Genomic DNA, 25,129 nt, shown 5'->3' with positions numbered 1-25,129 from the left:
GCTATTAGAACAACGGCGTTCATAATATGGTCAGCACCTGGAATCCCTATCATTTGAAAGACCATCACAAACGGACTTTCAGGCACCCCGTTTACTTCGTTCCAAGGAATTAAACTAACGATGATGAAAAATGGAATGATATAGAAAGAAATGATCCTGACCAATGTACTGCGAACGGCTTTTGGAACCACTTTTTCAGGATTTTTCGTTTCTGCCAATGTGACCCCGATAATTTCTGTACCGCCATATGAATAAATTACCACCAGCATCGCAGTGATTAAACCTGTTGATCCATTCGGAAAGAAACCGCCATAGTCAGTCAAATTAGAGAAACCGACTGCTGTATGATCACCAAACGTCACGAGCAGCAACAATAATCCCGCCATGATGAACACAATGATGACGGTAATTTTAATTAAAGCAAGCCAGTACTCCGTTTCAGCAAAAACCTTTACTGATAGCAAGTTGATTGCTGTAACTAAAACAGAAACAGCTAATGCCAGTATCCAGATTGGATATTTAGGCAGCCAATATTGAATGAAAATAGCCGCAACGACTGATTCGGCCGTGATGTTCAATACCCACATTTTCCAATAGATCCAATCAAGGAAATAGGCAGGATACTCTCCTAAAATAGATTGGACAAGATCCCTGAATGTTCTTGCACCGGTATTACGGACCGCCATTTCAGCTAAACCTTGCATGATGAATAATAGGATGATGCCCCCTATCAAGTAAGCAATTAGTACGGATGGGCCTGCCATATCAATTGCTGAACTGCTTCCTTTAAATAAACCTGCCCCAATGGCACCGCCTAATGCCATCATCGTAATATGCCTTGAAGTCATTGTCCTCTGTAAATTCCGTTTGTCCGTTTCCATATCCTAACCTCCAAAAAAATCATAAAAGGCATATCGTCTCTTTCTTCATAATCAAATGAAGAAAGAGACGATATGCCATAAGCTTACCGCGGTACCACTCTTATTGGCTCTTTTCGAACCCTGCTTTAAAAACCTTGTAACGAAGGTCAATCGTTAAAACCAGAGAATAGATTAACTCTAATCTTTCGGTTTACCACTCCCAGGCAAGTTCAAAGTATCATTGGACTGCGTTGCACCAACCCGCAGCTCTCTTTACCGAATAATGAGCTTTTACTACTCCTGATCTTTGCGTTTTGAAAATTATATCTGAATATTTTTTATAATATCCATTACTATACGGATGAGAAGTAAATTTGTCAATATTTTTTTACAATAATAATATTAAAGAAACAGATCATAGGAATATTTATGAATTTTTGGGAGAGATGAACTTGTTATTATCACAAGCTAAGTTTGGAAATATACGCTAAAGGGTTTTGTGCTTTAATAGAGAATTACTCATTTAAATAGAAAAAAGCTATAAAAGGGAAGGTGTTCAATGGGAAAAAGACTATTATTTATTATACTTCTTGCATTAGTTTCAATTGTTGGATGTAGTAATCTGGAAGGAGAACACGTTAATATTAAGGCGGAAAATAAACTAATTGTTGAAAAACATACTGGAACAGAGGGACACTATGAACAAATCAAGGTGGTAACAGACAGAGAAAAAGTTGATATTGTTCTTAAGATTTTTAAGAAGGCAAGATGGGAAGATTCTAGTGACAAGAGCACATATCCTGACTTTAGAATTAACGATAATTATGCATTATGGGTACTTTCGCCCGATAATCGAATTAGGGTGAGAATTGAAGGTTTAGATAAAAACACTTTTCTATCTGAAAAAGACTCAAAAACTTTATATCAAATCATTACAAATGAAAAGTTCGGTGATTAAAACACTGAGCTTTTTTATATTGGTTAAATTAAACTGAGCAGTTTGCTAATTAAAAAAAGATGCATTTTTTAACTTTATGATTGGTGGGAACCATGTGGAACGTAAAACGGTGGTACCTTAATCCATCCGCGTTTTCGCATTAAATGTTTTAATCTAGAAGCGAAAGCAAATTTTTCTGTTTGAAACTGAATAAACATTAAACCGACATCAGTACGAATTGATTCGGAAGCAGCACCAGCAGCACGCATAATTAAACTAACGATTTTTAAAGATAATTCGTTTGCAATCACATCATCCGTTAATTTAACACCAAGAGGAATACTGTTAGGGTCTGATTTTGGCATATCTTCTGGGGCAGGAGGTAATGTAATTCCTTCCTTAATCATGAAATCATGAAGTCTATCCCTTTGACTTGTCCCTAGTTTCATATCTTCTTCAAGTATTGCTTTTAGTTCATCATCCGACGTGGTATTTATACCTGCTTGAACAGATGCTTTGGCTAATTCAAGTCCAGCTAAGTAAATCCAACATGACATCACTTCTCCGACATGAAGAGGTTGGTCTTCGTCTTGAGCTGTCAGTGATTTCATGGCATCCATGATTGTTTCCATTATATTTACCATGCGACTCCCTCCTAATCTGGTAATAAACTATACATATTCTTTGTATTAAAAGATTTTTTATTCAGGGGGTAACGCCAACATTATGGAAATTTTGTACACTAAGCAAATTACAACCTAAAAAAGTCACTTCATTTTCGACTTAAAATAAAAAAGGAACAATTGGAAATCATAAGGTAATAACCATTAAGAAAGAAGTAGGCTATTCATGGTACAATATAAAATCTTTATTTTACTAACCTCCCCATTAATTGAAAAAGAAAGAAGTCTTACTCCATTGTTGAAGCAAAGCCCCTTTCTTTAATTGTATCTTCCCAAGAACAAACTCTAACTTTAGTGTGGATGAACCTTTTCGTATGCGACTTTTCGTACTTTCTTTAATTAGGAGAAGAAAATGAACGATAAACTTGTAAATAAAAACGCACGACGTTATAACTTTCATATGAATTCATTGAGTAACCATTATAACTTTGCAATAAATCCTTGGATTCCAACGCTCTGGTCCTTTATTTTCCCAGGATTTGGACACTTGTTAACAGGAATGTACATCGAAGCCTATTTACTAATGATATGGGAAATTATCGTCAATTCACAATCCCATTTGAATAAAGCAATGTTCTACTCATTTACAGGGAATATGCATTTGGCAAAACATATTTTGAATGCAAATTGGGCTTTAATGTACATAGCGGTTTATGTTTTTGCAGCTTGGGATACTTACAGGTCCAACGTCGATACAAATAATTTGTATGTCCTTGCTGAAAAGGATAAAGCCAAAATCAAACCTATGGAATTGTCAGGGTTTTCTATTGTTTATTTAGAAAAATACCAGCCAAAAACGGTTGCAATATGGTCCGCTTTTATGCCTGGATTAGGACAGATAATTGTTCATAAAATACCCACAGGCTTTTTTATTTTAGGGTGGTGGATGTTTCTTTGTTACCGTTCGAAACTTTGGTTAGCTATTTATTATACGTTAATTGGATCATTTGGTAAGGCTATTTCCATTTTAAATCCTGAATGGTTTCTATTTATACCATCGTTATACATGTTTGCTATTTATGACGCCTATTGTTCTTCTGTTGAGTTAAATAAAATATTCAAGTTAGAACAAGCCTTTTTTTTTCAAGAACAGTATCAAAACAAACAGTTTAAATTCCCGAGTAATCATTCAAAAATATATTAAGGTGATATAAAAATGTATGTCATTGCCTCCTTCGAGCACTCTTTACATTTAGAATTGTCGATAAACGAACTAGAACAAAAAGGGATAAAAAAAGAGAATATTTTTGTTGTACCGTTAGTCCCCAAAATTGGTCAGTCTAAAATTTTTGACACTATTCATCGCTCAGATGGGACCAGTCTTATGGATGCTCCTGCCATTTTGGGTACTTTGTTAGCTGTTTTGGGTGCAACATACGGGTACATATTAAATTGGGGTCCAATTATTTGGGGGCTTATAGGGTTAGGAACGGGATTTGTATTAGGATTTATTTTTGAACTTTTAATAAACAGGAAAAAACTTTATAGAAAAAGAAGAAAAGAATCTGCAACAGAAGTATTTGTATTGGTAATGTGTTATGGTACCCAATCTGAAATGGTCGCAGAGGTATTATATGAATACTTTGCCTTTGGAGTTGCTAAAGTCAATCAAGGATAAATGGATGGTTTATGACTATCCATTTTTTATTGCCTTTATTTACCAGCTCTTACCAAACGTTCACTTAGTTGTCCGCCATACCTGAATAAAAGTTGGTGTAAAGGGTAGTATACCTCTGTAAACATTAATGAGGTGGTGGAAATGACTAACATGATAAAGCAAGAAGAAATGGAAACATTAAGAGAGTTAATCAAAGACGTAGACACGGCCATGCTGACTACGGTAACTGAAGAAGGGCTTGTTTCTCGTCCTATGAAAACACAAGAAGTAGAGTTTGATGGAGACTTATGGTTTTTCACTAAAAAAGCGACTAATAAATATGAAGAAATTTTACATGATCAAGATGTTAATGTGACTTATGCAGGTAAATCCTATGTTTCCGTCCGTGGAAGAGCGGAAATCGTTGAGGATTTAGACAAGAAAAAGGAATTGTGGAGCAATGTAAATGAGAAAATCATGCAAACTTCTTATGATAATCCCAACGTTATTTTGATAAAGGTAAAGGCGGAAGCAGCCGAACATTGGGAAACCGGTAATTTTACGAAGAAAATCGCCTTTCTCTATAAACGCATGACAGGGCAAAGTTCTAAATCGACAGATATTAATGAAACTGTTGAATTAAATAAATAATAGCAAAAATGGGTTGTCTGGCGATAGGACAATCCATTCAGCTTTTTTGAGTTATACCAAAAACAAGCTGCCACAATTGACAGCTCTGATCTTTCCCTAAAGCACTCATTTACTTTAATAATGTGTAGCTTTGATTATTGGGTAAGATTATTGATAAATATTTTAAAATAAGTCTTCTTTATCAATTTTCATGTCTTTATAATAATACTTCATGTCACGCTCATTGATTTCCCGCATTACCCTGCAAGGGCTTCCTATTGCTATTACGTTGGCTGGAATATCCTTGGTAACTACACTACCAGCACCGATTACTGTATTTTCCCCTATTCGAACTCCTGGTAAGATAATCGCACCTGCTCCAATCCAAACATTATCCTCAATTACTACTGGCAGGTTATACTGTGCCGATTTTCTCCGTAATTCTGGATGAATCGGATGAGTTCCTGCATCAATTGTCACATTAGGACCAATTAATACATTATTGCCTATATAAATTTCGGTGTCATCTACCAATGTAAGGTTGAAATTGGCGTAGACGTCATTTCCTACATGTGTATGTCGTCCCCAATTTGCATGAAGTGGTGGTTCAATATACACGTTGGCACCTACTTCGGCAAACAGTTTATGTAAAATTTCCTTTCTCTTTTCTACTTGAGAAGGTCTAGTATGGTTAAAGTCATATAATACCTCTAGACATTGCATCTGTTCTTTCATTAAAACTTCATCATTACAGAAATATAATTTTCCGTTTTTCATTTTTTCCCTGATTGACATAAATACTCACTCCTATTGAATTCTCAATCTGTATCCATCTTAATTTCAATAATTTGCCCTACCTATTTCCTTGTAATACAATATCTTTTAGTAGTCCTCCTATGTCGTTAAGCTTCAATCCTATGTAAACCAAAGCAACTAATATTAAGACATTTACCACTAATGATAACTTATCTTTATTCTTCACTTGACACAACCTCCTCAATTAGCAATCACTTTTCTCTATTTTAACTTTAAATGAATATTTTGGAATATCTATTTTCACAATCTTCTTATTCAACTGTACTGCCCCGTTTGTTCAACAAACAAAAAAGGATTGCCGTAGCAACCCCTTATTCCAGTCATGCACCCATTAAATTGAAGAAAATACTTAGTTTTTACAAATAATACTCAATCATTTTTGCAAACTTTTCTTTCATTTTTTCTTTTATAGATAATTGATTGACCTCAGAGGATGTTACTCGCTTTGAATTTTGGATGTCTTCATTGATGACTGGCTTTATTTTAGAAATAAAGACAGGGTCATGGATATAGCAGTTCATTTCTTCATTTAAATGAAACGAGCGCGAATCAAAATTTACGGTCCCTACCATCAATACGTTTTCATCAATCAAGAATACTTTACCGTGAATCACTCCCTTTTTATAACCGTATACTTCTATTCCCTGTTTTAATGCTTTTCGAATATATGGATACGCTGCCTCTTTAACTAACAGTGCATCCGAATGAGGTGAGAACAGAATTTTAACACGAACTCCTCTTTTTCTTGCATCCACTAATGAGTTCCAAATAGTTCTGTCATTTGGTATGAAATAAGGTGTTACTATAATGATGGACTCTTTTGCTTGATGAAACAGCATTGCATAATCTTGCCCAAGTTTTTCTCCGCTATAATATGCAGTAAATCGATGCGAGGTTGCTCCCTTTTCCTTTGTCGCGCTATGTAAATGAATCTGTTGCTCTGAGTTTTTCTTCCAGTCTAACACAAATTGATGTTCTAGATCTTGAACTCCTTCTCCTCGTATTTGAAGGTGATAATCTCTCCAGTGACCGAGTTTTACTTTTTCCCCCAAATACTTCTTGCCGATGTTAAATCCGCCAATGTACCCAATCCTTCCATCAATAATTGATATACGGCGATGATTCCGACGATCCAAAGAAGCAAAAAGATAAGGAAAAGCAGGCTTATTGTAATACGTAAAATGCACTCCTGCTTTAACCAATAATTCTCTTTCGCTTTTCTTTAGTAAAATTCCACCCAGTCTGTCCACTGCATAATATACTTCTACACCTTCTTGGCTTTTTTGCCTCAATAAATCTAGAAACTGATGACTTACTTTATCATCAGCAATAGAAAAAAAGTTGATAAACACGTAATGTTTTGCTTTCCTTATATCTGAGAATATTTGATTGTTTAACTGTTTCCCGTCCGTATACATAGTAATATTACTTTGACGAATCGGGTATTGGATGGGCTGCTGGTCAAATACCATCCTTTTTTCGGCTGCTGTTCTGTCAATTTTTACCCAGACAAGCAAAACATAACATGCACCGACAAATATAATTAGGAGTGCTTGAAGGATTTGCAGTATCTTTTTCAGCATATGTAATCTCCTTTATATAATATCGTTTTCATTCTGTTAGTTTTTGTTATCGAGACAAAACTATCCCATTAACCCTACTGGAGCGGAAAGTGTCGCAATAATTGTTGCACTGTTTATTCTACTTATTATCGTAGGTTCTGCCTTGGTTGGTCGAAGGTATTATTATTTATAAAAAAGGGGGATTTTATATGCTTAATTACTGCGGAAATATAAATAAATATAATTCTTTTATTTAAACAGTTTTGTGGTTTAATCTTTCAAGCTCTTCTTCAATTCTTACTGGGTCTATTCGTTCAAACAATGGTTCTACTTTTGACAAATGCTGCGATTTAACAAAAAACGCACTCCATTCGGTTTTTGATGTATTTATCATTTCCCTTACCCTTTCGCTTGAAAAAGGAAGGAATGGAGTAAGGATTTGGGCTAAATTTGCAATTAGATAAACACAATCCGCAAGAGTTTGTTTACAAGACTCGGTATCATCCTTTATTTGTTTCCAAGGTTGTTGTTCATCAAAATATTTGTTCGAGAATCTAACAAGCTCAAATACTTTTTCCAATCCTTGTTTGAAGGAAGTGGTTTCAATGCAATAACCCACTTCTTTATATAAACGATTAACTTTATCCTGGATATTCGAAGTTATTTCTTTTTCAGGGATTATCCCATCAAATGATTTTTCAATAAATTTCAAAGTTCGATTAACGAAGTTTCCAAAAGCCCCTAATAACTCGCTATTATGGCTATAAATGAACTCTTTCCAAGAAAAATCCGCATCTCGGTTCTCTGGTGCATTGATTGTTAAGAAATACCTGATAGAATCTGGTTCGTATCTTTCTAAAATATCTGGAACCCAAACAGCCCAATTTTTACTTGTAGATAATTTTTTCTTTTCCAAAGTCAAATACTCGTTTGAAACAATATGCGTTGGCAATGGTTCTTTTCCAAGACCAGCAAGAATTCCAGGCCATATTATCGAGTGGAATGGTATATTATCTTTTCCGTGTACATAGTAAGATTTGGCGAATAAATTCCAAAACGAAGAGTCATCCTGTTTCGTCTCCTTCGCCCATAGCTTACTGGCGGTATAATATCCTGACACAGCCTCAATCCAAACATAGATTTTCTTATCTTCATATCCAGCAACTGGAACACTTACCCCAATAGGCAAATCCCTCGAAACGGCTCTATCTTGCAATCCTTCCTTTAAATAGCGTTTCGTAAGAGAAATAGCATTTTCCCTCCAAAGGTTCATGGCTTCTACTTCTTGAGTAAAGTTTTCCAAGTCATTTTGGAAAGAGCTTAAAGAAAAGTAAAAATGCTCTGTGAACCTTGTTGTAGGGGGATTCCCGCATATTTTGCATTTTCTTTCAAGCAATTCAAGTGGTTCTAACACGCTTGAACAAGCATCACATTGATCGCCACGAGCATTTGTACCACAATGAGGACAAATCCCCTCAACATAACGATCAGGTAAAAATTGCTGATCATATTCACAATAGGTTTGTTCAATTTCCTTTTTATAGATGTATCCTTTATCAAGTAATTCTAAAAATATCTCTTGAACGATTTTATGGTGATGTGTTGTGTCAGTTCTTGTATAGGTATCATAGGTGAATCCTAATCTTGCAAAACAATCTGCAAATTCCTTGTGATAACGGTCCGCAATCTCTTTTGGCGTTACACCTTCTTGTTTTGCCCTAATTGTAATAGGAGTTCCATTACAATCGCTTCCTGAAACATATAAAACTTTTTCTCCTTTTAAACGGTAATATCTCGCAAGAATATCTCCAGGTAACAAACTTGAAATATGACCTAAATGTAATGAGCCGTTCGCATAAGCCCAAGCCCCGCCAATAAAAATACTCATTAATAAAAACCTCCCATTATGATTTTAATTTTGAAAACAAAAAAACCTCGCCTTAACTGTAATAGTTAAGGACGAGGTTTGAATTTCCACGTGGTACCACCTTAATTTGCAAATAGCTTACACTATTTGCCTCAACAAGTACGGAGTATTATTAAATGCTACTCTTATACTGTGACATGGATAACGAGTGCCAAATCCCGTCGTATCCTACTAATACAAAAAGTACGTTCAGTACGAAGCTCAGAGACCATTGTTCAAATGAATGTTTTTGCTTCTTTTCAGCTACCGAAGCTCTCTGGAGAAAAACAATATCATTTTACTTTTTCTCTTCATTGCCTTTATTTGATAATTACCAATAGTTTATTCAAAAATTTTCCTGAAGTCAACCTGAATATTCCGAAATTTTTTATTTTAGAAATACATTGGGACGAATTAGCTCAATAAAAACAGCCGCTAAAAACGGCAGCTGACTTCTTAATTCAATATGAATAAAATTTATATACTTACTAATATTGAATGAATAAATAAAAATACTAAAACAACTATAATTATGTATTTTGAAAGGATTTTAAGAGTTTTATTATCGAATATCTTAATACAAAGGTAAAAAAAGCCTACAACCCAAATACCGTTCTGAAAAAATGTTGTAATTATATTTCTTATCATATTTGTAATAAAAAATAAGTCCATTAAATTCCCCCCTAATAAAATCATTTTACCACAATTAGCCAAAATCCTACTTCAACTAACCTGCCACGAAATTTGAAATTAAGCCCATTCTTTTTGCCATACTACCTGATATTTATCACCACAACCACACACCATATAATAACGGAGGTGAATTTTTATGCGAGAACAAGGTCAAAAACTGGCAAAAAAATCTGATAATTATGTTGCAGGAATTCCATATTTAGATACAAATATGAACCCTTCAATAGAGGCTAATAATACTGGTGGCAGTCCTTATTTAGACACCTGCTCCGTTAATCAAATAAGAAAAAGCTGCCGCAGCAGCCAATATTCATAAATTCAAGCATCCTTCAGTTAGTTTAATAAAACTTATTATAATTTTTTCATCTTAGGGTATCATCGTCACCACGATGTACAATTTCCTCTAAAACCCAAGGATTATCTCCTTCCTTCGAGTAAGTTGTAAGATAAATTTTCTTAACCTCGATCAAGTTCCACACCATTGGTTCATTGACCATAATTTTTATTTCCTTTTTACCAGTAATACTGTTAGGGTCAAATGCAATTATCCAGGCTTTTTCATAATCCTTTGAATGTGCTTTTTTTACTATATACAATTCGGAAGTTGTGGTTGAAAAAGGACCCCCACAAGCTGTAACAACCAAAAGGAAAATAAAAGTTAATAAAATTGGAATCTTTTTCATTGTACACCACCACAATTTAGGCTTTATCACCAATGTTTTGTCCTCAAACTTCAAGATTAGCCCCCCTTTTTTGGATGGTACTTCCATTCTATTGCTAGACTATAAAAAATATCAATCCATTTGAGCTAATCTGACCATTAATCAATAAAAAAAGCCACCTTGATGGCAGCTACTGATCTTTTGCTGAAGCACCCGTTTGTTGAAAGAAACAAGCAAATTAATTCCCCATAATCCATAAGGCATCCTCGTTTTTACTACGTGTTATTTTCTCTAAGAGTTCAATTAAAGTAGGAATGAAGTATTCAATTACGGTATCATTTACAACAGATTTTATAAAAAACAATTCTTCAATCAGTGAGGACACTTGCATTTTATTTAATTTGACGACTCCATAAATATCAATCATAGGGATATAGTGTAACTGAAAGCCTTACCGATATATTTCACTCTTGAACATAGAGATTCGGACAAATAATATGCATTATCCTCTAAATCCCCATTAATCGAAAAACAAACATCTGCCTCATCTTTAAATTTATTCAGTTCAAATAATCGGTTATTTTTATCCATTTAACACACCCTTTATATCAACATCTAACAAAACAATTCGGCAGTTCGATTCTGGTATCCTTCTTCCACTATCACTGCCATGATAGTTTAAGTACATCTCTTCACAATCTCAATGGAGTAGAACCTATTGATACATAATTAAATCAACTTTAATTTAGACTTCATAATGTCTCATAAGACTTGTATCCACTTAAGCGAAATCCACTTTTATCCCCCATAAAATAAAAATAGTGCCAACTTAGAAATATTGGCACTTCGTTTTTTCCCTATATTTTATCGTGTCGCTTTTGGCGGTTGGCACATGTCACATTTACGTTGGTTATTATTTTTAAATTTCGTAAATGTTTTTTCAAAGTTACTACCACATGCACATTTAAATAATAACTTTTGAGAAAAACCGTTATATTCCGTCGTTAGCAACTTACTTTCCGAATTGTTCTCAACAAATTCTTTAATTTTACCAATCGTCCATCGTTTATTCATTCTTTTACACCTCCATATTTTATCGCTATGCGGAGGCTTTTCTTGGCATCCGTTCAATTATTAGTAAAAGTAGTAATTATCCTAAGTTACCCATTATATCATGAGATGGCACTCAATTAAACAGACGGAAGGTATCTTATTAAACTAAACTGACCATTAGTCCAATAAGAAAAACTTCCTTAATGACAGCCCCGATCTTCAACTCTTGCACCAGTTAGTACAACGAGTACCTTCCGTTTTATTCTATATTTTATTTATAACAAAAAAAGGACTGACGCAGCCTTCCTAATTACGTAATTAATACACCCAGTTAATTTAAGTGTAATGTTTCACAATCTCTTCTACACTTTAATTAACTCCAATCCCTAATATATGTTGTATTAGATACCGGAACATATCAAAAAGACTACTTCTTAAAGTAATACTTGAGGAGTTTAAAAGGGTTAAACTTATCATGAATTTAACTTATTGAATATAAATTTTTTTATCAACAGGCCTAATGTAATACCAAAAATCATGGCACTGAAAATATGGGAATAATAATCTTTTATGGGTCTAATAGGGATATACTTACCTTCTATTATCGCTGAGAAGAAAAGTTCACATACTAACCAGGCCAGTAAACTGCACAATGTAGTTTTAATAACTAAATGGCATGAACCCAACTTTACAAATATAAAGTAAAGTAAGATTGCAAAAACACTACCAACTAAAAAATCTACAATTAATCCTATGGTAAATACAGGCCTGTTAAATGTAATAATAAGACTTGCTAATTCATAAATACCATATTTTCCAAAGCCAAAATAAGCAAATAACCTCGAAGCAATCTCTCCTGGTATTGTTGACAGAGCACCTAATAAACCAATTTTTAACACCTTATCTTGGATCATATCATCGATTCCTTTATCTTAATGTGGATAAATTTAGTTTACAAATTATATATACTTTTATACGTAATAAAAGAAGACAATTTTTTTATTCAAGAAAGGCACCCGATTGCAGAATATTGAAAAATGCGAAATCACTCTATTAATGGTCCTTATTTTTTACTAGTCGAGTATAAGGGAGCCTTTATACCTTGCGGTAAATTGTACTCCTCCCCACTCACAGAACCGTGCTTGCGCTATTAACGCACACGGCTCCTCCTAGTTATCATTTACAAAATATAGCTAATTTCATTTCTTAAGTCGTATATATTAACCTTAACTTTTGCATTAGGTAATGGATATTTATTAAGAAAGAGTCTGAATTTATCCCAAGTAAATGATTTCCTTTGACTTCTTCTGTGTTGATCAGTGTTTTAGAAAAAAATCAACCATCCTGTTAAGTGCTTCATGCTGTGATTTTGCATTATATTTTGGAGAGTATGGGTCACTAAATCCATGTTGTCCGTTAAATTTATGTATTTCAATATTCATTTCTTTTAAGCAAAAAATTAACTCGTCAACATTATATGATTGCTCTCTTTCTGGGAAAAATAGCATTGTTGGACATGAGGGAGTTATGTCTAAATAGTTCCTAATTCGTGAACCATAGTATCCGACAATTCCATCAAGACAATCTACATCACTACACAACCAAGCAATAGTTGCCCCGACACTAAATCCAACAATAAATATCTTTTCATATTTATCTTTAATATGTAACAATATACTTTTAATTTTATCCGAAGCATTTGTAAAACCTATGTTCTCTATAAAATTGCGATAAGCAACTTCCTCTTGGGCATATTTAAATGGGGCATCTTGTTTTAATAAATTGGGGCAAATAACATCAAAATTCTTTTCTGATAATGATTGACAAATATTCTTCATATGCTGGTTAATCCCATAGATTTCATGAACTACAATGATTACAGTTTGTGACTTATTATGTATGTTTATCAACTTGTACCTCCTAACAACCCTTCCCCTTATTATAAGGTAAATGTATGGTTACATCTTTCACTCCCTCAGTTTAATACGATTTTCTCCCGAATAATCGCTTAATCGCAGGATTTCATATCCCTTTATCTAGGTTTAACGGTCATATGAAATGATTTCAGATCTTAATGGCTTCGTGTGACATAGTGAAATAAAGGAGTGAGTAACTACTCCATATTTTACCATATAATGTACATCTCCACGCCTCCTCTGGAGGTTTTCTTTCTCCTCTGGTGTGCCCATATTAAACGTTTATTTCTTTTTATATCAATCAATTCATATTGCCATAAACTTAATCAATGATTAAACGATCAATTCCGACAACGTCTTTACTCTCACGAAACGTCCCGGCGGATACACCAACCACTTTACGGAATACTTTATTAAAATAGTTGGCATTTGCATAGCCCACTTGGGCAGCAACGTCCGTAACAGAGGAGCTTGTTGAACGAAGAAGCTCCGCCGCTTTTTGAATCCTGATTTTGGTAAGGTATTGCACAGGTGTCATATTTAGCTGGTGTTGAAACTGTTTAATAAAGTAATATCTTGAGAAACCAGATACGGCCGCTATTTCGTCGAGTGTGATTGGTTCATGATAATGTGTTTGGATAAAGGATAGAGCTTTTGTAATCTGGAGAGAGATATCTTTCGTTGCTTTTTCAATATTCTTTACGAAACGGTAACACTCCATAATAAACTCATAAGCTTTTGCAGAGGCATAATATGCATCTGTAATCTTTTGATCATATGTGTCTTGATAGATTTTCAGTAAAAGCTGAATCAACTTTGAATTAGGAGATACTTTCAAGATAGGACCACTCTGTTCTTTCATTAACCGCCAGCAATCGGCGGCTTCTCTTCCCACTAATGTAATAAATATAAACTCCCATCCCTCGCTATCCTTTGGAAAGTAATATCGATGATCACTAGGAATCTCGACAATAAATGCTTCCCCTGCCTTCACTGTATAACTTTTATCCGCTATGTCAAGCCTTCCCGATCCTGACAGAGTATATTGAAACACATAAGTGCCGACGTCTTTCCGCTTTAACCCATGCCAATCATAAACTTCACTGGGCATTTTCTTTTCCCGGCCAAGCACGACAATGTTTGCCACATCGTTAGGAAGCACATCTTGAAAACGAAAACCGTACGTTCGATAATCCTTCACAGGTTCCCCCCCTATAAATTAAGGACAATATTTTACCCACCAATCGCACTAACTTACCATTGAGGTTATTATATAAACGATTTACTATTATGATAACAATAAAAAACATAAAGTTGAATACGGGACATTAATTTGTTTTCAAAGCAATTTTTTATCCTATCAGAAGATTCGATAGGCAGTCCCTGTTTCTCTTTACAGGAGGTAAATTTATGTCAAAAATCACGTTTATTGGAGCAGGAAGTACAGTTTTTGCAAAAAATGTTCTTGGTGACTGCATGTATGTTCCCGCATTAACTGGGTTCGAGTTCGCATTATTTGATATAGACAAGAACCGCTTAAAAGACTCGGAAAATATGTTAAACAATTTAAAACAAAGCTTACAGGCAAACATAGTAGTGAAAGCCTATTCGGATCGCAAAGAAGCATTGCGAGGAGCAAAATACATTATTAATGCCATTCAAGTTGGTGGCTACAAACCAGGCACTGTTATAGATTTTGAAATCCCTAAAAAATATGGTCTTCGTCAAACAATTGCTGATACAATCGGGATTGGTGGGATTTTCCGTTCGCTTCGCACCATACCGGTTATGTGGGATTTGGCCAAGGATATCGAAGAGGTTTGTCCGGATGCTCTGTTTTTAAACTACACAAATCCGATGGCAACATTAACAGGAGCAATGCTGCGCTATACAAATGTTAAAACAGTTGGATTGTGCCACAGTGTACAAGTTTGTAGCGAGCACCTATTTAAAGCCTTAGGAATGGATCATGAAGGAGTGGAAGAAAAAATCGCCGGTATCAACCATATGGCCTGGCTCCTTGAAATCAAACGCGACGGCAAAGATTTATATCCGGAAATTAAACGCCGTGCGAGAGAAAAACAACAAACAAAACATAATGATATGGTCCGCTTCGAATTAATGGACAAATTCGGATATTACGTAACGGAATCATCTGAGCATAATGCCGAGTACCATCCGTACTTCATTAAACGCAATTATCCGGAATTAATCGAGAAATTCAATATCCCTCTTGATGAGTATCCGCGTCGTTGTATAGAGCAAATTGAACGATGGGACAAAATGCGTGACGAGATGGTCAACAATGAGCAGCTTAACCATATCCGTTCTCACGAATATGGTTCCCGAATAATTGAAGCGATTGAGACGAATGTTCCATTTAAATTTGGCGGCAACATTTTAAATAAAGGACGCTTAATTAGCAATTTACCGGAAAAAGCTGTTGTTGAAGTATCATGCGTTGCTGACCGCAGCGGAATCACTCCTTGTTATGTAGGAGATCTTCCAGAACAGTTAGCAGCCCTTAACCGTACAAATATTAATACACAGCTATTAACTATTGAAGCAGAGGTAACGAAAAAGAGAGAACACATCTATCAGGCAGCAATGCTTGACCCTCATACGGCCGCTGAATTATCAATGGATGACATCATTGCGATGTGCGATGATTTAATTGAAGCACATGGTGACTGGATTCCAAAATTTGAAAATCGTAAACAAATTTCGTTCATATAACCAAAAACGTCTTGTATCTATTTAATTGAGAAGCTATTTATTTAATCCTTTAAAACTACCATCATGATTAGGAATTAATAAACAATTACCTCCCCCACGTGTATAGAAAGAAAAGCCGATTTTCCTACTTAGGAAAATCGGCTTTTCTTTAACTATGTGAAGAGATGCACTTAAACTAAACTGCACCTTTAGATGAAGAAGCTTTACTTTTATTAAACTTTTGCCTGAAGAAAACTTTTTGACAGAAAATAAAGTCTATATCCATTTTTATTCATGCCCTATTTACTTATAACGATGGATAATTTATAGTTTGCATACTTGTTTAACTCTAATAAAAATTGATTTAACGCTTCATTACTTGGAAACCTGCACTCCAAAAGATAACAGCTATCTCCACTGATTTTATAATTATTGATGACATACCCATCCTTTGTTTGGATAAATGAGAGATAAGGTTGATGGTGTGTACCTTCTATATAGATATTGATAAAAGCATAAATAAAGCACCCTAATTTCGCTTGATTTACTTTAATGCTATACCCCTCAATAACCCCATTTTCCACTAATTTCTCCACTCTAGCTGCGGCGGCTGGTCCTGTTAAGTGAACTCTCTCCCCTAATTCTTTCATCGTAATCCGGCTATTGCTACATAACTCCTCTATAATTCGCTTATCTGTTTGATCCATCTGAACGTCAAATCCTTTCAAAAATAAAGTCAAACGCCTAAAACACTTTATTTTATCTGTGTATTTGAATGCTGCTCATATTATACACTTAACACTGTTAGGAAACACAAATGAAAAGAAAGGGAGTTGTAAAGATGAAGTTTACACAAATTCGAAATGCAACGATAGTTGTAGAATATGTAAATAAAAAGTTTTTAATTGATCCTATGTTAGCAGAGAAGGGTACGTACCCATCTTTCCCTGGTACGATTAGGCAAGATCAAAACAACCCTTCTGTGAGTTTACCAACCTCTGTTGACGATATTATTAGTGGAGTTGATGCAGTCATTGTGACTCACTTACATTTAGATCATTTTGATGAGGCAGCGCGAAGACTATTATCAAAAGATATTAAAATGTTCGTTCAAAATGAAGAAGATGCAAAGGAAATCCAAAATACCGGGTTCCAAAATGTAGAGGTATTAACAAAGGACACTGTCTTTGAAGGCATCCAATTAGTTAAAACAAGAGGCGAGCATGGAAGAGGAGAAGAATTATTAAAGCGTATGGGGGAAGTCTGTGGCGTAGTCTTTAAACATCCTAGTGAAAAAACATTGTACGTAGCTGGTGATACAGTCTGGTATGAAGGTGTACAGTTAGAATTAGATACCCATAAACCAGATATTATTGTCGTCAATGGCGGAGATAATCAAATTATAGAATACGGTTCTCTCATTATGGGAAAAGAAGACATCTATGAAGTACACAAGGCGGCTCCTAATGCTAAGGTTATTTCTGTTCATATGGAAGCTGTTAACCATTGGACACTCTCTAGAGAAGAATTAAAAAACTTTAGCAAAGAAAAAGGATTCTTAAGTAATATTTTAGTACCAGAAGATGGTGAATCCTACACATTTTAATATGAACACCGACAAATAGTGTCACGTTCCTATTTAAAAATAAGAAAAGAGAAGAAGCTCATAATTAAAGAAAATTTAATTATAAGCTTCTTCTAATGACGATATAAATGAAATGTTCCAAGGATCACAAAATGAACATGAAAAGCTACAAGGATATTTCGTTTGGAGGTAGAGTTCATGACAATGACAGCAAAAGAAACAAATACCCCAACACAGCAGCCTATATGGTTGCAAGAATATTTTGATTCACCAGAAAGACAAATACAGCTTTATAAAAAAACATTAAGAACTTTGATTCTTCACAAATCTCTGGGGGATCTGGACTTGGAGCCGGTATAACTGTAGGAGCGCTTCTTGCACAAGACATGCTAGGGACTGAAAATGCGGCAGGAATTCCAACTGCCCTATTTACTTTAGGTTCTGCAGGAGCTGCCCTACTTATAGGCCGGTCTTCACAACGTTTTGGCCGTAGAGTAGGACTTGCAGGTGGTTTCCTTGCAGGTGGGTTAGGTGCTATTGGTGTTATAATTGCAGCTTTAACCAACAGCATCCCACTTTTATTTATTTCTCTTTTAATTTATGGAGCTGGTACGGCATCTAATCTACAAGCGAGATATGCAGGAACAGACCTTGCAACAGATAAACAAAGGGCAACTGCTGCAAGCATGGCCATGGTTTCCACTACCTTGGGTGCTGTAGTTGGTCCTAACTTGGTCAATAGAATGGGAGAATTTGCGGATTCAATTGGTGTTCCAACCTTGGCTGGACCCTTTATCTTGTCAGCAGCTGCTTTTATTATTTCCGGATTATTTATCTTAATTTTTCTTCGTCCAGACCCTTTGGTTGTGTCTACAGCTATTGCGAATGCTAAGAAAAAAGACGATACCGCACAGACAGGGACAAATTTAAAGAATGCCACCATAAACAAAAAGGGTGTTGTTGAAGGGGCTGTAATTATGATTTTGACTCAATTTGTCATGGCAGCCATTATGACAATGACACCCATTCATATGGGACATCATGGTCATGGTTTGAGAGAAGTAGGATTAGTTATAGGTTTCCATATAGCAGCTATGTACCTTCCTTCACCATTGACAGGTATACTGGTAGATAAGCTTGGCCGTATTACTATGGCTGTTGCTTCTGGTGCTACACTCCTAGCCTCTGGAATAGAAAAGTTTTTATTAATACTTTATTTCTTGAATAGTTAGACTAATATAGATATATCCCTATATAGTAAATTACAATTAAAATCTAATTAACAAGGCAGCTTTCAGCAAGAAATTGAAAGCTGCCTTTATTCATATAGGAAGGTAACTTATATAAAACCAAATTATTGTTTTGAAAGTAAAAAAACCCCCCAGGAAAGCTGGAGAGTTAACAAACTTTACTCTTCTTTTTTGGATAAACATTGATCACAATCCATCAAATAACTTTCTGCTTGCTCATGTATATGCTTCCCGCATTCAGTACATTCCTTTTTTGGCAAATTGCGGAAAAATTCAACTGGACTCATCAACATTTTAACCTCTCCTTTATTAATACAGTTATTTGTTTTTTCTGTTGTTATAATACAGTATAAACAAAAAAAAGAAAAATGTATAGACCTTTTTTAAGTAAATCCTAAAAGTTTTAATATGTTCCTCAACTCTATTTTTACCTTGTATATAATTCACCACTTTGAATAACGCAATCAACACAAAGACGTTATTCACCACTTGATGACCTTCCCTACTACATATGATGGTAATGACTGGTTAAACTAAAGAAGAGAATAAACAGAAAGGGGGGAAAAGCTGTGACACGGAAACTAATAGCCTTTTTCCTATTTGCCGGCCTTCTTTTCACAGGCGAATTTCAAACAGAAGGCCAACCGCCGCCGGACCCCGTCCAGATGGGGATGGAAGAAGGATATTATGAAGGAATCCGTTCGGGGCTTGAAGACCGTCATAATTTCAGGATCTCCCGTGCTTGGCAGCAGATGCCGCGCTCCCAACTGAGCTTAGATAACAAGATGGAAATAGCTCGGCCCCTCATAAAAATAGGACTTCTCCGACAGGTGTACCTCTCTTTTTCATCTGGGGAGAAATTCTACGCCTACCTTCATGCCCATCCAGAAATGAATGCGGTACAGGCGGCTCAGCGGATACTAGGGCAGAGGTTTGTGAGGGCGTACGAAAAAAGCTTTAAAAAAGGTTATGAGAAATCCCTCACTGCTCCACCCGAAAAGGCGGCAAGCTACGCAGCCTTATTGAAGGCGAAAAAAAGATAAATATCTATAAAAAAAATCACCTCACCTCTAAGAAGAGGTGAGGTGATTTTAATCAAGCTTTACAAAATCCCCTACTTTGATTTGATTTTTTTCAAACCATCCAAGATTTACTTCGATTGCATAATGATAAAACAATTCCGGATCATAAGTAGGACATTCTTCCTCTTTACAAGGGACCATATCTAGTATTTTTAGAATTTTCCCATCTGAATCAAGAAATGCAATAGATAAAGGAATTAAGGTGTTTTTCATCCAAAAACCGCCATATGTTTTTCCTGAAAACACAAATAGCATTCCCTCGTTTTCGGGTAATTTTCCAACAAACATTAAGCCCTTATCTCGTTTTTCTTGAGTATCTGCAACTTGAACGGTTAATTTGGTTGTCCGTTTTCCACTAGAAACTTTAATCATTTTTGTTTGAAGACTTGCTTTTTTTTCTTGACGAAAAAGAAAACCGATGAATTTTAATCTTTTTTTCAACAAATTCACTCACCTTATCTTTTCCCTTTAAATAAAAAGGAAGAAAGTTGGAGATATTACGACAACTAGAAGAAAAAACAACGAGGAAAACTCCTTTTACTTCCTATACTTATTATATGGTTATACATTTGATACTTTATTTTCAATAATCACTGCCACAATGAATGTATGGTTAATACTTTCGGGTTTGTATCGACCAGATAAGGTTCTACCGGTTGATCTAACCATTCTGTACCACAGGCTTCATGGTCAGATGAATTAATCAAATCGGCATCCCATTTTTTTCATAAGTTGTTTCCCCCTTTTTCAGAGGCTTATCAAAATCTCTCTTTAATTTAAAGATGACATATATTCAAATGCTGTTGTACCATATACGCTTTTAAAATGTTTATTTAAATGGGATAAATCAACGAAACCACAATCAGCTACTACCGCATAAATATCTCTATTTTTTTCTATTAACTGCTTTGAGCGTTGTATCTTGCAGTTAAGAAAGTATTGGTATGGTGAAATTCCGGTATGAGCCTTGAATAATCTGATAAACTGAAATTTCGATAAATTAAGCTCATTACATATCTCGTCAAGTTTAAGTACATTTTCTAGGTTACTATGAATCATATCCTTAGCTTTACTAATCAGAGTGTTATCTTTCTTATAGTGTGTAGAAAGATTCGTTTGCATAAGGCTATCTGTGAGGGATACGAGTAATTCACTACACAAAGCCTCATCTTTTTCGCTTAATATGGCATTGGAAAGACTTAATATTCTTTGTTCAAGTCTATGATCATAGACAATAGGATTTGAAAAACGGACTAAATCCTTTTTCTCCATTACCTCTAAAAGCAATTGCGGCTCAATATATAGCATAACATAATCAAGTCCTGCCTCATGATCATGTGCCATTCCATCATGTGCCTGTTCTGGGTTAAATAGCATAACACCATTTTGATAGGATAATTGTAAGCTCCCATCCAAGTTATATTGTTGGATACCACGCAATGTTACCCCTATTGCATACTCCTGGTGAGAATGCTTTTTATACGTAAAATCATTAATACTTGCTGATAATGCAGTAATATTTGCCGATTTTTTATAGATAAATTTATCCATTAAATTCACCTCTAGTGTAGCCTTCCTACAACCATATCATGATTCCAGAATATGCTAAAAATAATGCCATCATTACATTAACAATCTTACTATGATTCTGTAAAAACTTCTTGAAGATGGTACCGAAAAGAACCCATGTAATAAATGCCAAAAATCCAATAAGAGTTATAGCGAAAACACTTATAGTCACCGCAGGCATTGCAGTATAGTACGGCGTTATAAAGCTGGGAATGACAGTCATTGTAAATAGGACCACCTTTGGATTTAAAAACTGCATAAGGAAGCCTGACCTAAAGGTACCAGTTTCGATTACAGATGGTTTTGACGAATCCCTTTTGCAAATTTGATAAGCGAGATAGAAGATATATGCGCTTCCGATGATCTGCATAACAATTAAAATTTTTGGTATGATCTCTATAAGGACAGTATTCAACATAGCAGAAATAACTAGTAATAAACCAAATGCAATCGTAGCACCAAACGTATATTCCATTGCCTTTTTTGTCCCCAAATGATGCACAGTGGATAATATGACGATATTAGTAGGTCCTGGTGTAAAAGTGACAATAATACAGTAAATTATAAAAGATGTAATATTCATAAGGAAAACTCCCTTCAAGGTATTCTCATGTAATAATACATCCTCAAATTAAATGCTTATAGTATATTATTGCATTATTATTCTATAAAGGTAACTCTGTTCACAAGTCCATTAGTGCAAAAATAAACCATCCTGAAACACAGGATGGTTCTTAAATTTTAATTCATTATGAGTTTTTGCAGGAGTGAACCGTATTTCATTTGTTCCAATATGCTTTTGCTTCTTCCTCAAGTTTTATTAACCTTTTATAATAATCGGGAAATTCATTTAGATGAGCTAGTGGAATTTTTAATACATTTCTTCCCAAAATTAGCTTTTTAAATCTCAAATTCTATGATGTCATTTTCAATCCAATTACTGCTACTAATATTAGAGCTATAAATAAAATACGTCTCCAATCCTTTGCTTCTCCATAAACAAGCATTCCAATAATCGTTCCACCCACAGTTCCAATCCCTGTCCAAACGGCATAGGATGTTCCCGCGGGGAGAGTTTTCATTGCTAAACTCAGAAAACTAAAACTAAATATAAATCCAAGGAACAATACCATATATGACTGTAAGTTTTTGTCTTTAACTACTTTATTCATACCTGTAACCCCAACCACTTCAAAAGCTCCTGCCAGTATGAGATACAACCAAGCCATGTTACACAGCACCTTCTTTCTTACTAGATTCAGTTGTGACAAGCTTCAATCCTACAACACCAGACAGAAGTAAGAAAATAAAAAATACTTTCGTCCAACTAAAGGCTTCTCCGAACAACAACATCTCCACCACAACAGTCCCAGCTGTCCCGATCCCAGTAAAGATTGCGTAAACTGTAGCAACGGGTAGGCTTTTTGTCGCTTTTATCAGTAAAACAAATGAAAAATATATAAGTAGAGCAATACCAGCCCAAGAAAGCCAGTTGCTCGCATGCTTTAATCCTATTGCCCACATAACCTCAATAAGACCCGCCAATATGACAAATACCCAATTTCGTTTCATTCCATATTCCCCCGAAAATGTAATTATTCTTTCGTAAGTCCACGCCAAAAAAGATACCAAGAGGCATCTAGTCTCTTCATTAAGCGTTCGGAACCTCCATATAACATTTCAACAAGTACTCCATCTAAAACTCCTAAAAATGCAGATGTAGCTCGTTTTGCATCAATAGTTGAGCTAATTTCGCCTTCCACCATAGCACTCTCAATTACCAAAAGGAGATGTATTTCTACCTTATCCAAATACTCGTAAAGATATTTTATAACCTGTTCATAAAGATGAGTGGGTGGAAAGAAAGAGATTCGAAGCCAAAATTTTGTTGCGTTGTTTTTCTCATATCTATCTTTATAAAGCAAAAGAAAATTAAATAAGAATTCCTCTATCGGTTTTGTCTTGTTACTGTCTATATAATTAAGAACGAATTCTAATTCGGCCTCAAATACATCACTGCAAACCTGTAGAAAAAGTTCATCTTTCCCTTTGAAATGAGTGTAAATGGATTGTTTTTTAATTCCTACATCATCAGCGATATGTGCCATGGATGTTCCTTCATATCCCTTATCCCTGAAATGATTCAGTGCAACATTCTTAATTTGATTAAAAGTCATAAAAATCACCTTCCGAACGGTCGTCAGTTACATTTTAAAACTTAACACACATTTATTTTTAAGTCAATATTATATTTCCTTAAGAAACTTTTACAATTCTTATTAAGCTAAACCCCTTTATTCCAATCGAGTAGAGGGAAAATAAATGTATTATTTTCGCCCCTCTCACAACACCGTACGTACGGTTCGCGTATACGGCGTTTCAATTTATATCACAGTGTGTACTTTTAGATAATGTTCTAAAGCAGAGGGGACTCCCCTCTGCTTTAGTCTTTTGTTTGAGATTGCTCTTTGGACGACTTTGGATAATCCTATGAATCGGTAACCTTTTCGACAATAGGTTAATCCTTTCGCTTCTTCCTCCGGAATCCCTAGTTGAATAAGCGATCTAATTTGTTTCTTCGCTACTTTCCATTGTTTCCAGATAATGACCCTGATTCTGGAGCGAAGCTTCGTGTCTATTCGTTCAGTCACTTTTTTCATGTTTGCCACTCTGAAGTAGTTTACCCATCCTAATATTACTTGTTTCAATTTCAATATTCGGTAGTCTAATGGAACACTCCAGTTTCGCTTTGTCAGTTGTCGAAGCTTCCTTTGAAACTTCTGTACCGAACTTAGATGAGGTTTCACTTGATATCTCTTGTTATTAATGTCGTAATAATACCAAAATCCTAAGAATTTTAATTCTTTTGGACGTGAAATTCTGCTCTTCTCTACGTTGACTATCAGACCTAATTTCTCTTCTATAAATCTCACGATTGAATTCATTACTCGGTTCGCTGCTTTTTCACTTTTCACAAAGATAAGAGCGTCATCAGCGTACCTCACGAACCTTAATCCTCTTTTCTCTAGTTCCTTATCAAGTTCGTTTAACATAATATTACTTAATAGTGGACTGAGGTTTCCTCCTTGCGGAGTACCGACAGGTGTGTCTTCATATTTTCCATTCACCATGACTCCACTGACTAAGTATTTTCTGATTAACGAGATGACATCGCCATCTTTTATTGTGTTGGATATAATTCGCATGAGTTTATCATGATGGACCGTATCGAAGAATCTTTCAAGGTCAATGTCGACTACCCAATCAAGACTATCGTTCAGAAATTCCAGGCTTTTAATAATCGCCATTTCACAACTTCTTTTAGGTCTGAAACCGTAACTAAATTCGCTGAACCGTTCTTCAATTATGGGATTGAGAACTTGATGAATGGCTTGTTGAACGACTCTGTCCACTACTGTTGGTATTCCCAATTTGCGCATCTTTCCGTTTTCTTTTGGGATTTCCACTCTTAAGGCAGCTTGTGGTTGGTATTTTCTTGTTCTGATGCGCTGGCGCAACTCATCTTTGTTCTCTTTCAGGTGTTGCTTAAGTTCGTCGACTGTAACTCCATCAACACCACTGGCACCTTTATTTTTATAGACACGTAGGTAGG

Annotated in this window: 30 protein-coding genes, 1 pseudogene and 2 other annotated features; of the genes and pseudogenes, 10 read left to right on the top strand and 21 right to left on the bottom strand. The window is 35.3% G+C overall.

Going from position 1 to position 25,129, the window contains the following annotated elements:
• The coding region (locus BR30_RS0115275) for an amino acid permease (RefSeq protein WP_026565754.1) at positions 1–881 on the bottom strand (881 nt) is incomplete at its 3' end.
• A gap of 60 nt (positions 882–941) precedes the next feature.
• Positions 942–1,177: a binding site (T-box leader), on the bottom strand.
• Between the two features lie 242 nt (positions 1,178–1,419).
• Here BR30_RS0115275 and BR30_RS0115270 point away from each other — a divergent pair.
• Positions 1,420–1,818, top strand: coding sequence for a hypothetical protein (locus BR30_RS0115270; protein ID WP_026565753.1), 399 nt, complete (start codon positions 1,420–1,422; stop codon positions 1,816–1,818).
• Positions 1,819–1,892: 74 nt separating this feature from the next.
• On the opposite strand, the gene BR30_RS0115265 is transcribed toward BR30_RS0115270, so the two are convergent.
• Positions 1,893–2,441, bottom strand: a complete 549-nt coding sequence (locus BR30_RS0115265; RefSeq protein WP_026565752.1) for a DUF3231 family protein — start codon at positions 2,439–2,441, stop codon at positions 1,893–1,895.
• 391 nt (positions 2,442–2,832) lie between these two features.
• Here BR30_RS0115265 and BR30_RS0115260 point away from each other — a divergent pair, with 391 nt between their 5' ends.
• The 3 genes from BR30_RS0115260 (at position 2,833) to BR30_RS0115250 (ending at position 4,728) form a co-directional block, all read left to right on the top strand.
• The gene (locus BR30_RS0115260) at positions 2,833–3,624 is read left to right on the top strand and encodes a hypothetical protein (RefSeq protein WP_026565751.1); all 792 of its coding nucleotides are present in this window, start codon (positions 2,833–2,835) and stop codon (positions 3,622–3,624) included.
• Positions 3,625–3,636: 12 nt separating this feature from the next.
• Complete coding sequence (locus tag BR30_RS0115255; protein ID WP_026565750.1) at positions 3,637–4,098, top strand: membrane protein; 462 nt, start codon at positions 3,637–3,639, stop codon at positions 4,096–4,098.
• A gap of 141 nt (positions 4,099–4,239) precedes the next feature.
• The gene (locus BR30_RS0115250) at positions 4,240–4,728 is read left to right on the top strand and encodes a pyridoxamine 5'-phosphate oxidase family protein (RefSeq protein ID WP_026565749.1); all 489 of its coding nucleotides are present in this window, start codon (positions 4,240–4,242) and stop codon (positions 4,726–4,728) included.
• Between the two features lie 162 nt (positions 4,729–4,890).
• On the opposite strand, the gene BR30_RS0115245 is transcribed toward BR30_RS0115250, so the two are convergent.
• From BR30_RS0115245 to BR30_RS0115235, 3 genes are all read right to left on the bottom strand, one after another.
• The gene (locus tag BR30_RS0115245) at positions 4,891–5,502 is read right to left on the bottom strand and encodes a sugar O-acetyltransferase (RefSeq protein ID WP_026565748.1); all 612 of its coding nucleotides are present in this window, start codon (positions 5,500–5,502) and stop codon (positions 4,891–4,893) included.
• 58 nt (positions 5,503–5,560) lie between these two features.
• Positions 5,561–5,689: a hypothetical protein gene (locus tag BR30_RS38430; RefSeq protein WP_269320615.1), complete on the bottom strand. Its 129-nt coding sequence runs from the start codon at positions 5,687–5,689 to the stop codon at positions 5,561–5,563.
• A 190-nt stretch (positions 5,690–5,879) separates the two neighbouring features.
• Entirely contained in the window at positions 5,880–7,106 is a 1,227-nt protein-coding gene (locus BR30_RS0115235; protein ID WP_026565747.1) for a phospholipase D-like domain-containing protein, read from the bottom strand.
• Between the two features lie 67 nt (positions 7,107–7,173).
• On the opposite strand from BR30_RS0115235, the gene BR30_RS35975 reads away from it, so the two are divergent.
• Positions 7,174–7,278 carry a YjcZ family sporulation protein gene (locus tag BR30_RS35975; protein WP_155928647.1) on the top strand — a complete coding sequence of 35 codons (105 nt, stop codon included), beginning with the start codon at positions 7,174–7,176 and terminating at the stop codon, positions 7,276–7,278.
• Positions 7,279–7,338: 60 nt separating this feature from the next.
• Here BR30_RS35975 and metG read toward each other — a convergent pair whose 3' ends face one another.
• Positions 7,339–8,973, bottom strand: a complete 1,635-nt coding sequence (gene metG / locus BR30_RS0115230; RefSeq protein ID WP_026565746.1) for a methionine--tRNA ligase — start codon at positions 8,971–8,973, stop codon at positions 7,339–7,341.
• A 64-nt stretch (positions 8,974–9,037) separates the two neighbouring features.
• Positions 9,038–9,315: a binding site (T-box leader), on the bottom strand.
• A gap of 505 nt (positions 9,316–9,820) precedes the next feature.
• Between metG and BR30_RS0115220 the strand changes: the two genes are divergently transcribed.
• Entirely contained in the window at positions 9,821–10,000 is a 180-nt protein-coding gene (locus BR30_RS0115220) for a hypothetical protein (protein ID WP_026565744.1), read from the top strand.
• Positions 10,001–10,046: 46 nt separating this feature from the next.
• On the opposite strand, the gene BR30_RS0115215 is transcribed toward BR30_RS0115220, so the two are convergent.
• From BR30_RS0115215 to BR30_RS0115185, 5 genes are all read right to left on the bottom strand, one after another.
• Positions 10,047–10,367 (bottom strand): hypothetical protein, encoded by a 321-nt coding sequence (locus BR30_RS0115215; protein ID WP_155928645.1) that lies wholly within the window; start codon positions 10,365–10,367, stop codon positions 10,047–10,049.
• Positions 10,368–11,210: 843 nt separating this feature from the next.
• Positions 11,211–11,420 (bottom strand): hypothetical protein, encoded by a 210-nt coding sequence (locus BR30_RS0115200; protein WP_026565741.1) that lies wholly within the window; start codon positions 11,418–11,420, stop codon positions 11,211–11,213.
• Positions 11,421–11,872: 452 nt separating this feature from the next.
• Positions 11,873–12,313, bottom strand: a complete 441-nt coding sequence (locus BR30_RS0115195) for a hypothetical protein (RefSeq protein WP_026565740.1) — start codon at positions 12,311–12,313, stop codon at positions 11,873–11,875.
• A gap of 402 nt (positions 12,314–12,715) precedes the next feature.
• Entirely contained in the window at positions 12,716–13,309 is a 594-nt protein-coding gene (locus BR30_RS0115190; RefSeq protein ID WP_026565739.1) for a dienelactone hydrolase family protein, read from the bottom strand.
• Positions 13,310–13,637: 328 nt separating this feature from the next.
• Entirely contained in the window at positions 13,638–14,516 is an 879-nt protein-coding gene (locus BR30_RS0115185; RefSeq protein ID WP_231507724.1) for an AraC family transcriptional regulator, read from the bottom strand.
• A gap of 209 nt (positions 14,517–14,725) precedes the next feature.
• Between BR30_RS0115185 and BR30_RS0115180 the strand changes: the two genes are divergently transcribed.
• Positions 14,726–16,051, top strand: a complete 1,326-nt coding sequence (locus BR30_RS0115180) for an alpha-glucosidase/alpha-galactosidase (protein WP_026565737.1) — start codon at positions 14,726–14,728, stop codon at positions 16,049–16,051.
• Positions 16,052–16,329: 278 nt separating this feature from the next.
• Here the strand turns inward: BR30_RS0115180 and BR30_RS0115175 are convergent, their stop codons facing one another.
• Positions 16,330–16,737: an Lrp/AsnC family transcriptional regulator gene (locus BR30_RS0115175; protein WP_035445622.1), complete on the bottom strand. Its 408-nt coding sequence runs from the start codon at positions 16,735–16,737 to the stop codon at positions 16,330–16,332.
• 134 nt (positions 16,738–16,871) lie between these two features.
• On the opposite strand from BR30_RS0115175, the gene BR30_RS0115170 reads away from it, so the two are divergent.
• Both BR30_RS0115170 and BR30_RS33620 read left to right on the top strand, forming a co-directional pair.
• Positions 16,872–17,636, top strand: coding sequence for an MBL fold metallo-hydrolase (locus tag BR30_RS0115170; RefSeq protein ID WP_026565735.1), 765 nt, complete (start codon positions 16,872–16,874; stop codon positions 17,634–17,636).
• A gap of 177 nt (positions 17,637–17,813) precedes the next feature.
• Positions 17,814–18,808 (top strand): annotated as a pseudogene (locus tag BR30_RS33620) (MFS transporter); the annotation flags it as partial.
• A 215-nt stretch (positions 18,809–19,023) separates the two neighbouring features.
• On the opposite strand, the gene yhfH reads toward BR30_RS33620, so the two are convergent.
• Positions 19,024–19,158 carry a protein YhfH gene (gene yhfH / locus BR30_RS35970; RefSeq protein WP_081825468.1) on the bottom strand — a complete coding sequence of 45 codons (135 nt, stop codon included), beginning with the start codon at positions 19,156–19,158 and terminating at the stop codon, positions 19,024–19,026.
• Between the two features lie 276 nt (positions 19,159–19,434).
• On the opposite strand from yhfH, the gene BR30_RS0115155 reads away from it, so the two are divergent.
• Positions 19,435–19,908: a hypothetical protein gene (locus tag BR30_RS0115155; protein ID WP_026565734.1), complete on the top strand. Its 474-nt coding sequence runs from the start codon at positions 19,435–19,437 to the stop codon at positions 19,906–19,908.
• Between the two features lie 48 nt (positions 19,909–19,956).
• Here the strand turns inward: BR30_RS0115155 and BR30_RS33615 are convergent, their stop codons facing one another.
• The 8 genes from BR30_RS33615 to ltrA all read right to left on the bottom strand — a co-directional run.
• On the bottom strand, positions 19,957–20,388 hold the full coding sequence (locus BR30_RS33615) for a DUF192 domain-containing protein (protein ID WP_051633636.1): 432 nt from the start codon (positions 20,386–20,388) through the stop codon (positions 19,957–19,959).
• Between the two features lie 330 nt (positions 20,389–20,718).
• Positions 20,719–21,498, bottom strand: a complete 780-nt coding sequence (locus BR30_RS0115145) for an AraC family transcriptional regulator (RefSeq protein ID WP_026565733.1) — start codon at positions 21,496–21,498, stop codon at positions 20,719–20,721.
• 25 nt (positions 21,499–21,523) lie between these two features.
• Positions 21,524–22,099, bottom strand: coding sequence for a LysE family translocator (locus BR30_RS0115140; protein ID WP_026565732.1), 576 nt, complete (start codon positions 22,097–22,099; stop codon positions 21,524–21,526).
• A 196-nt stretch (positions 22,100–22,295) separates the two neighbouring features.
• Positions 22,296–22,406, bottom strand: a complete 111-nt coding sequence (locus tag BR30_RS37920) for a DUF5661 family protein (RefSeq protein WP_231507723.1) — start codon at positions 22,404–22,406, stop codon at positions 22,296–22,298.
• 24 nt (positions 22,407–22,430) lie between these two features.
• Positions 22,431–22,745: a DMT family transporter gene (locus tag BR30_RS0115135; RefSeq protein ID WP_026565731.1), complete on the bottom strand. Its 315-nt coding sequence runs from the start codon at positions 22,743–22,745 to the stop codon at positions 22,431–22,433.
• Position 22,746: 1 nt separating this feature from the next.
• Complete coding sequence (locus BR30_RS0115130; RefSeq protein ID WP_026565730.1) at positions 22,747–23,088, bottom strand: DMT family transporter; 342 nt, start codon at positions 23,086–23,088, stop codon at positions 22,747–22,749.
• Between the two features lie 23 nt (positions 23,089–23,111).
• Positions 23,112–23,693, bottom strand: a complete 582-nt coding sequence (locus tag BR30_RS0115125; protein ID WP_026565729.1) for a TetR/AcrR family transcriptional regulator — start codon at positions 23,691–23,693, stop codon at positions 23,112–23,114.
• Between the two features lie 207 nt (positions 23,694–23,900).
• On the bottom strand, positions 23,901–25,129 hold a 1,229-nt coding region (gene ltrA, locus BR30_RS0115120), incomplete at its 5' end, for a group II intron reverse transcriptase/maturase (RefSeq protein ID WP_026565728.1).

The organism is Bacillus sp. UNC41MFS5 (genome assembly GCF_000686805.1).
The sequence above is the reverse complement of the archived record's forward strand: the minus strand, read 5'-3'. Positions and strand labels throughout refer to the sequence as shown.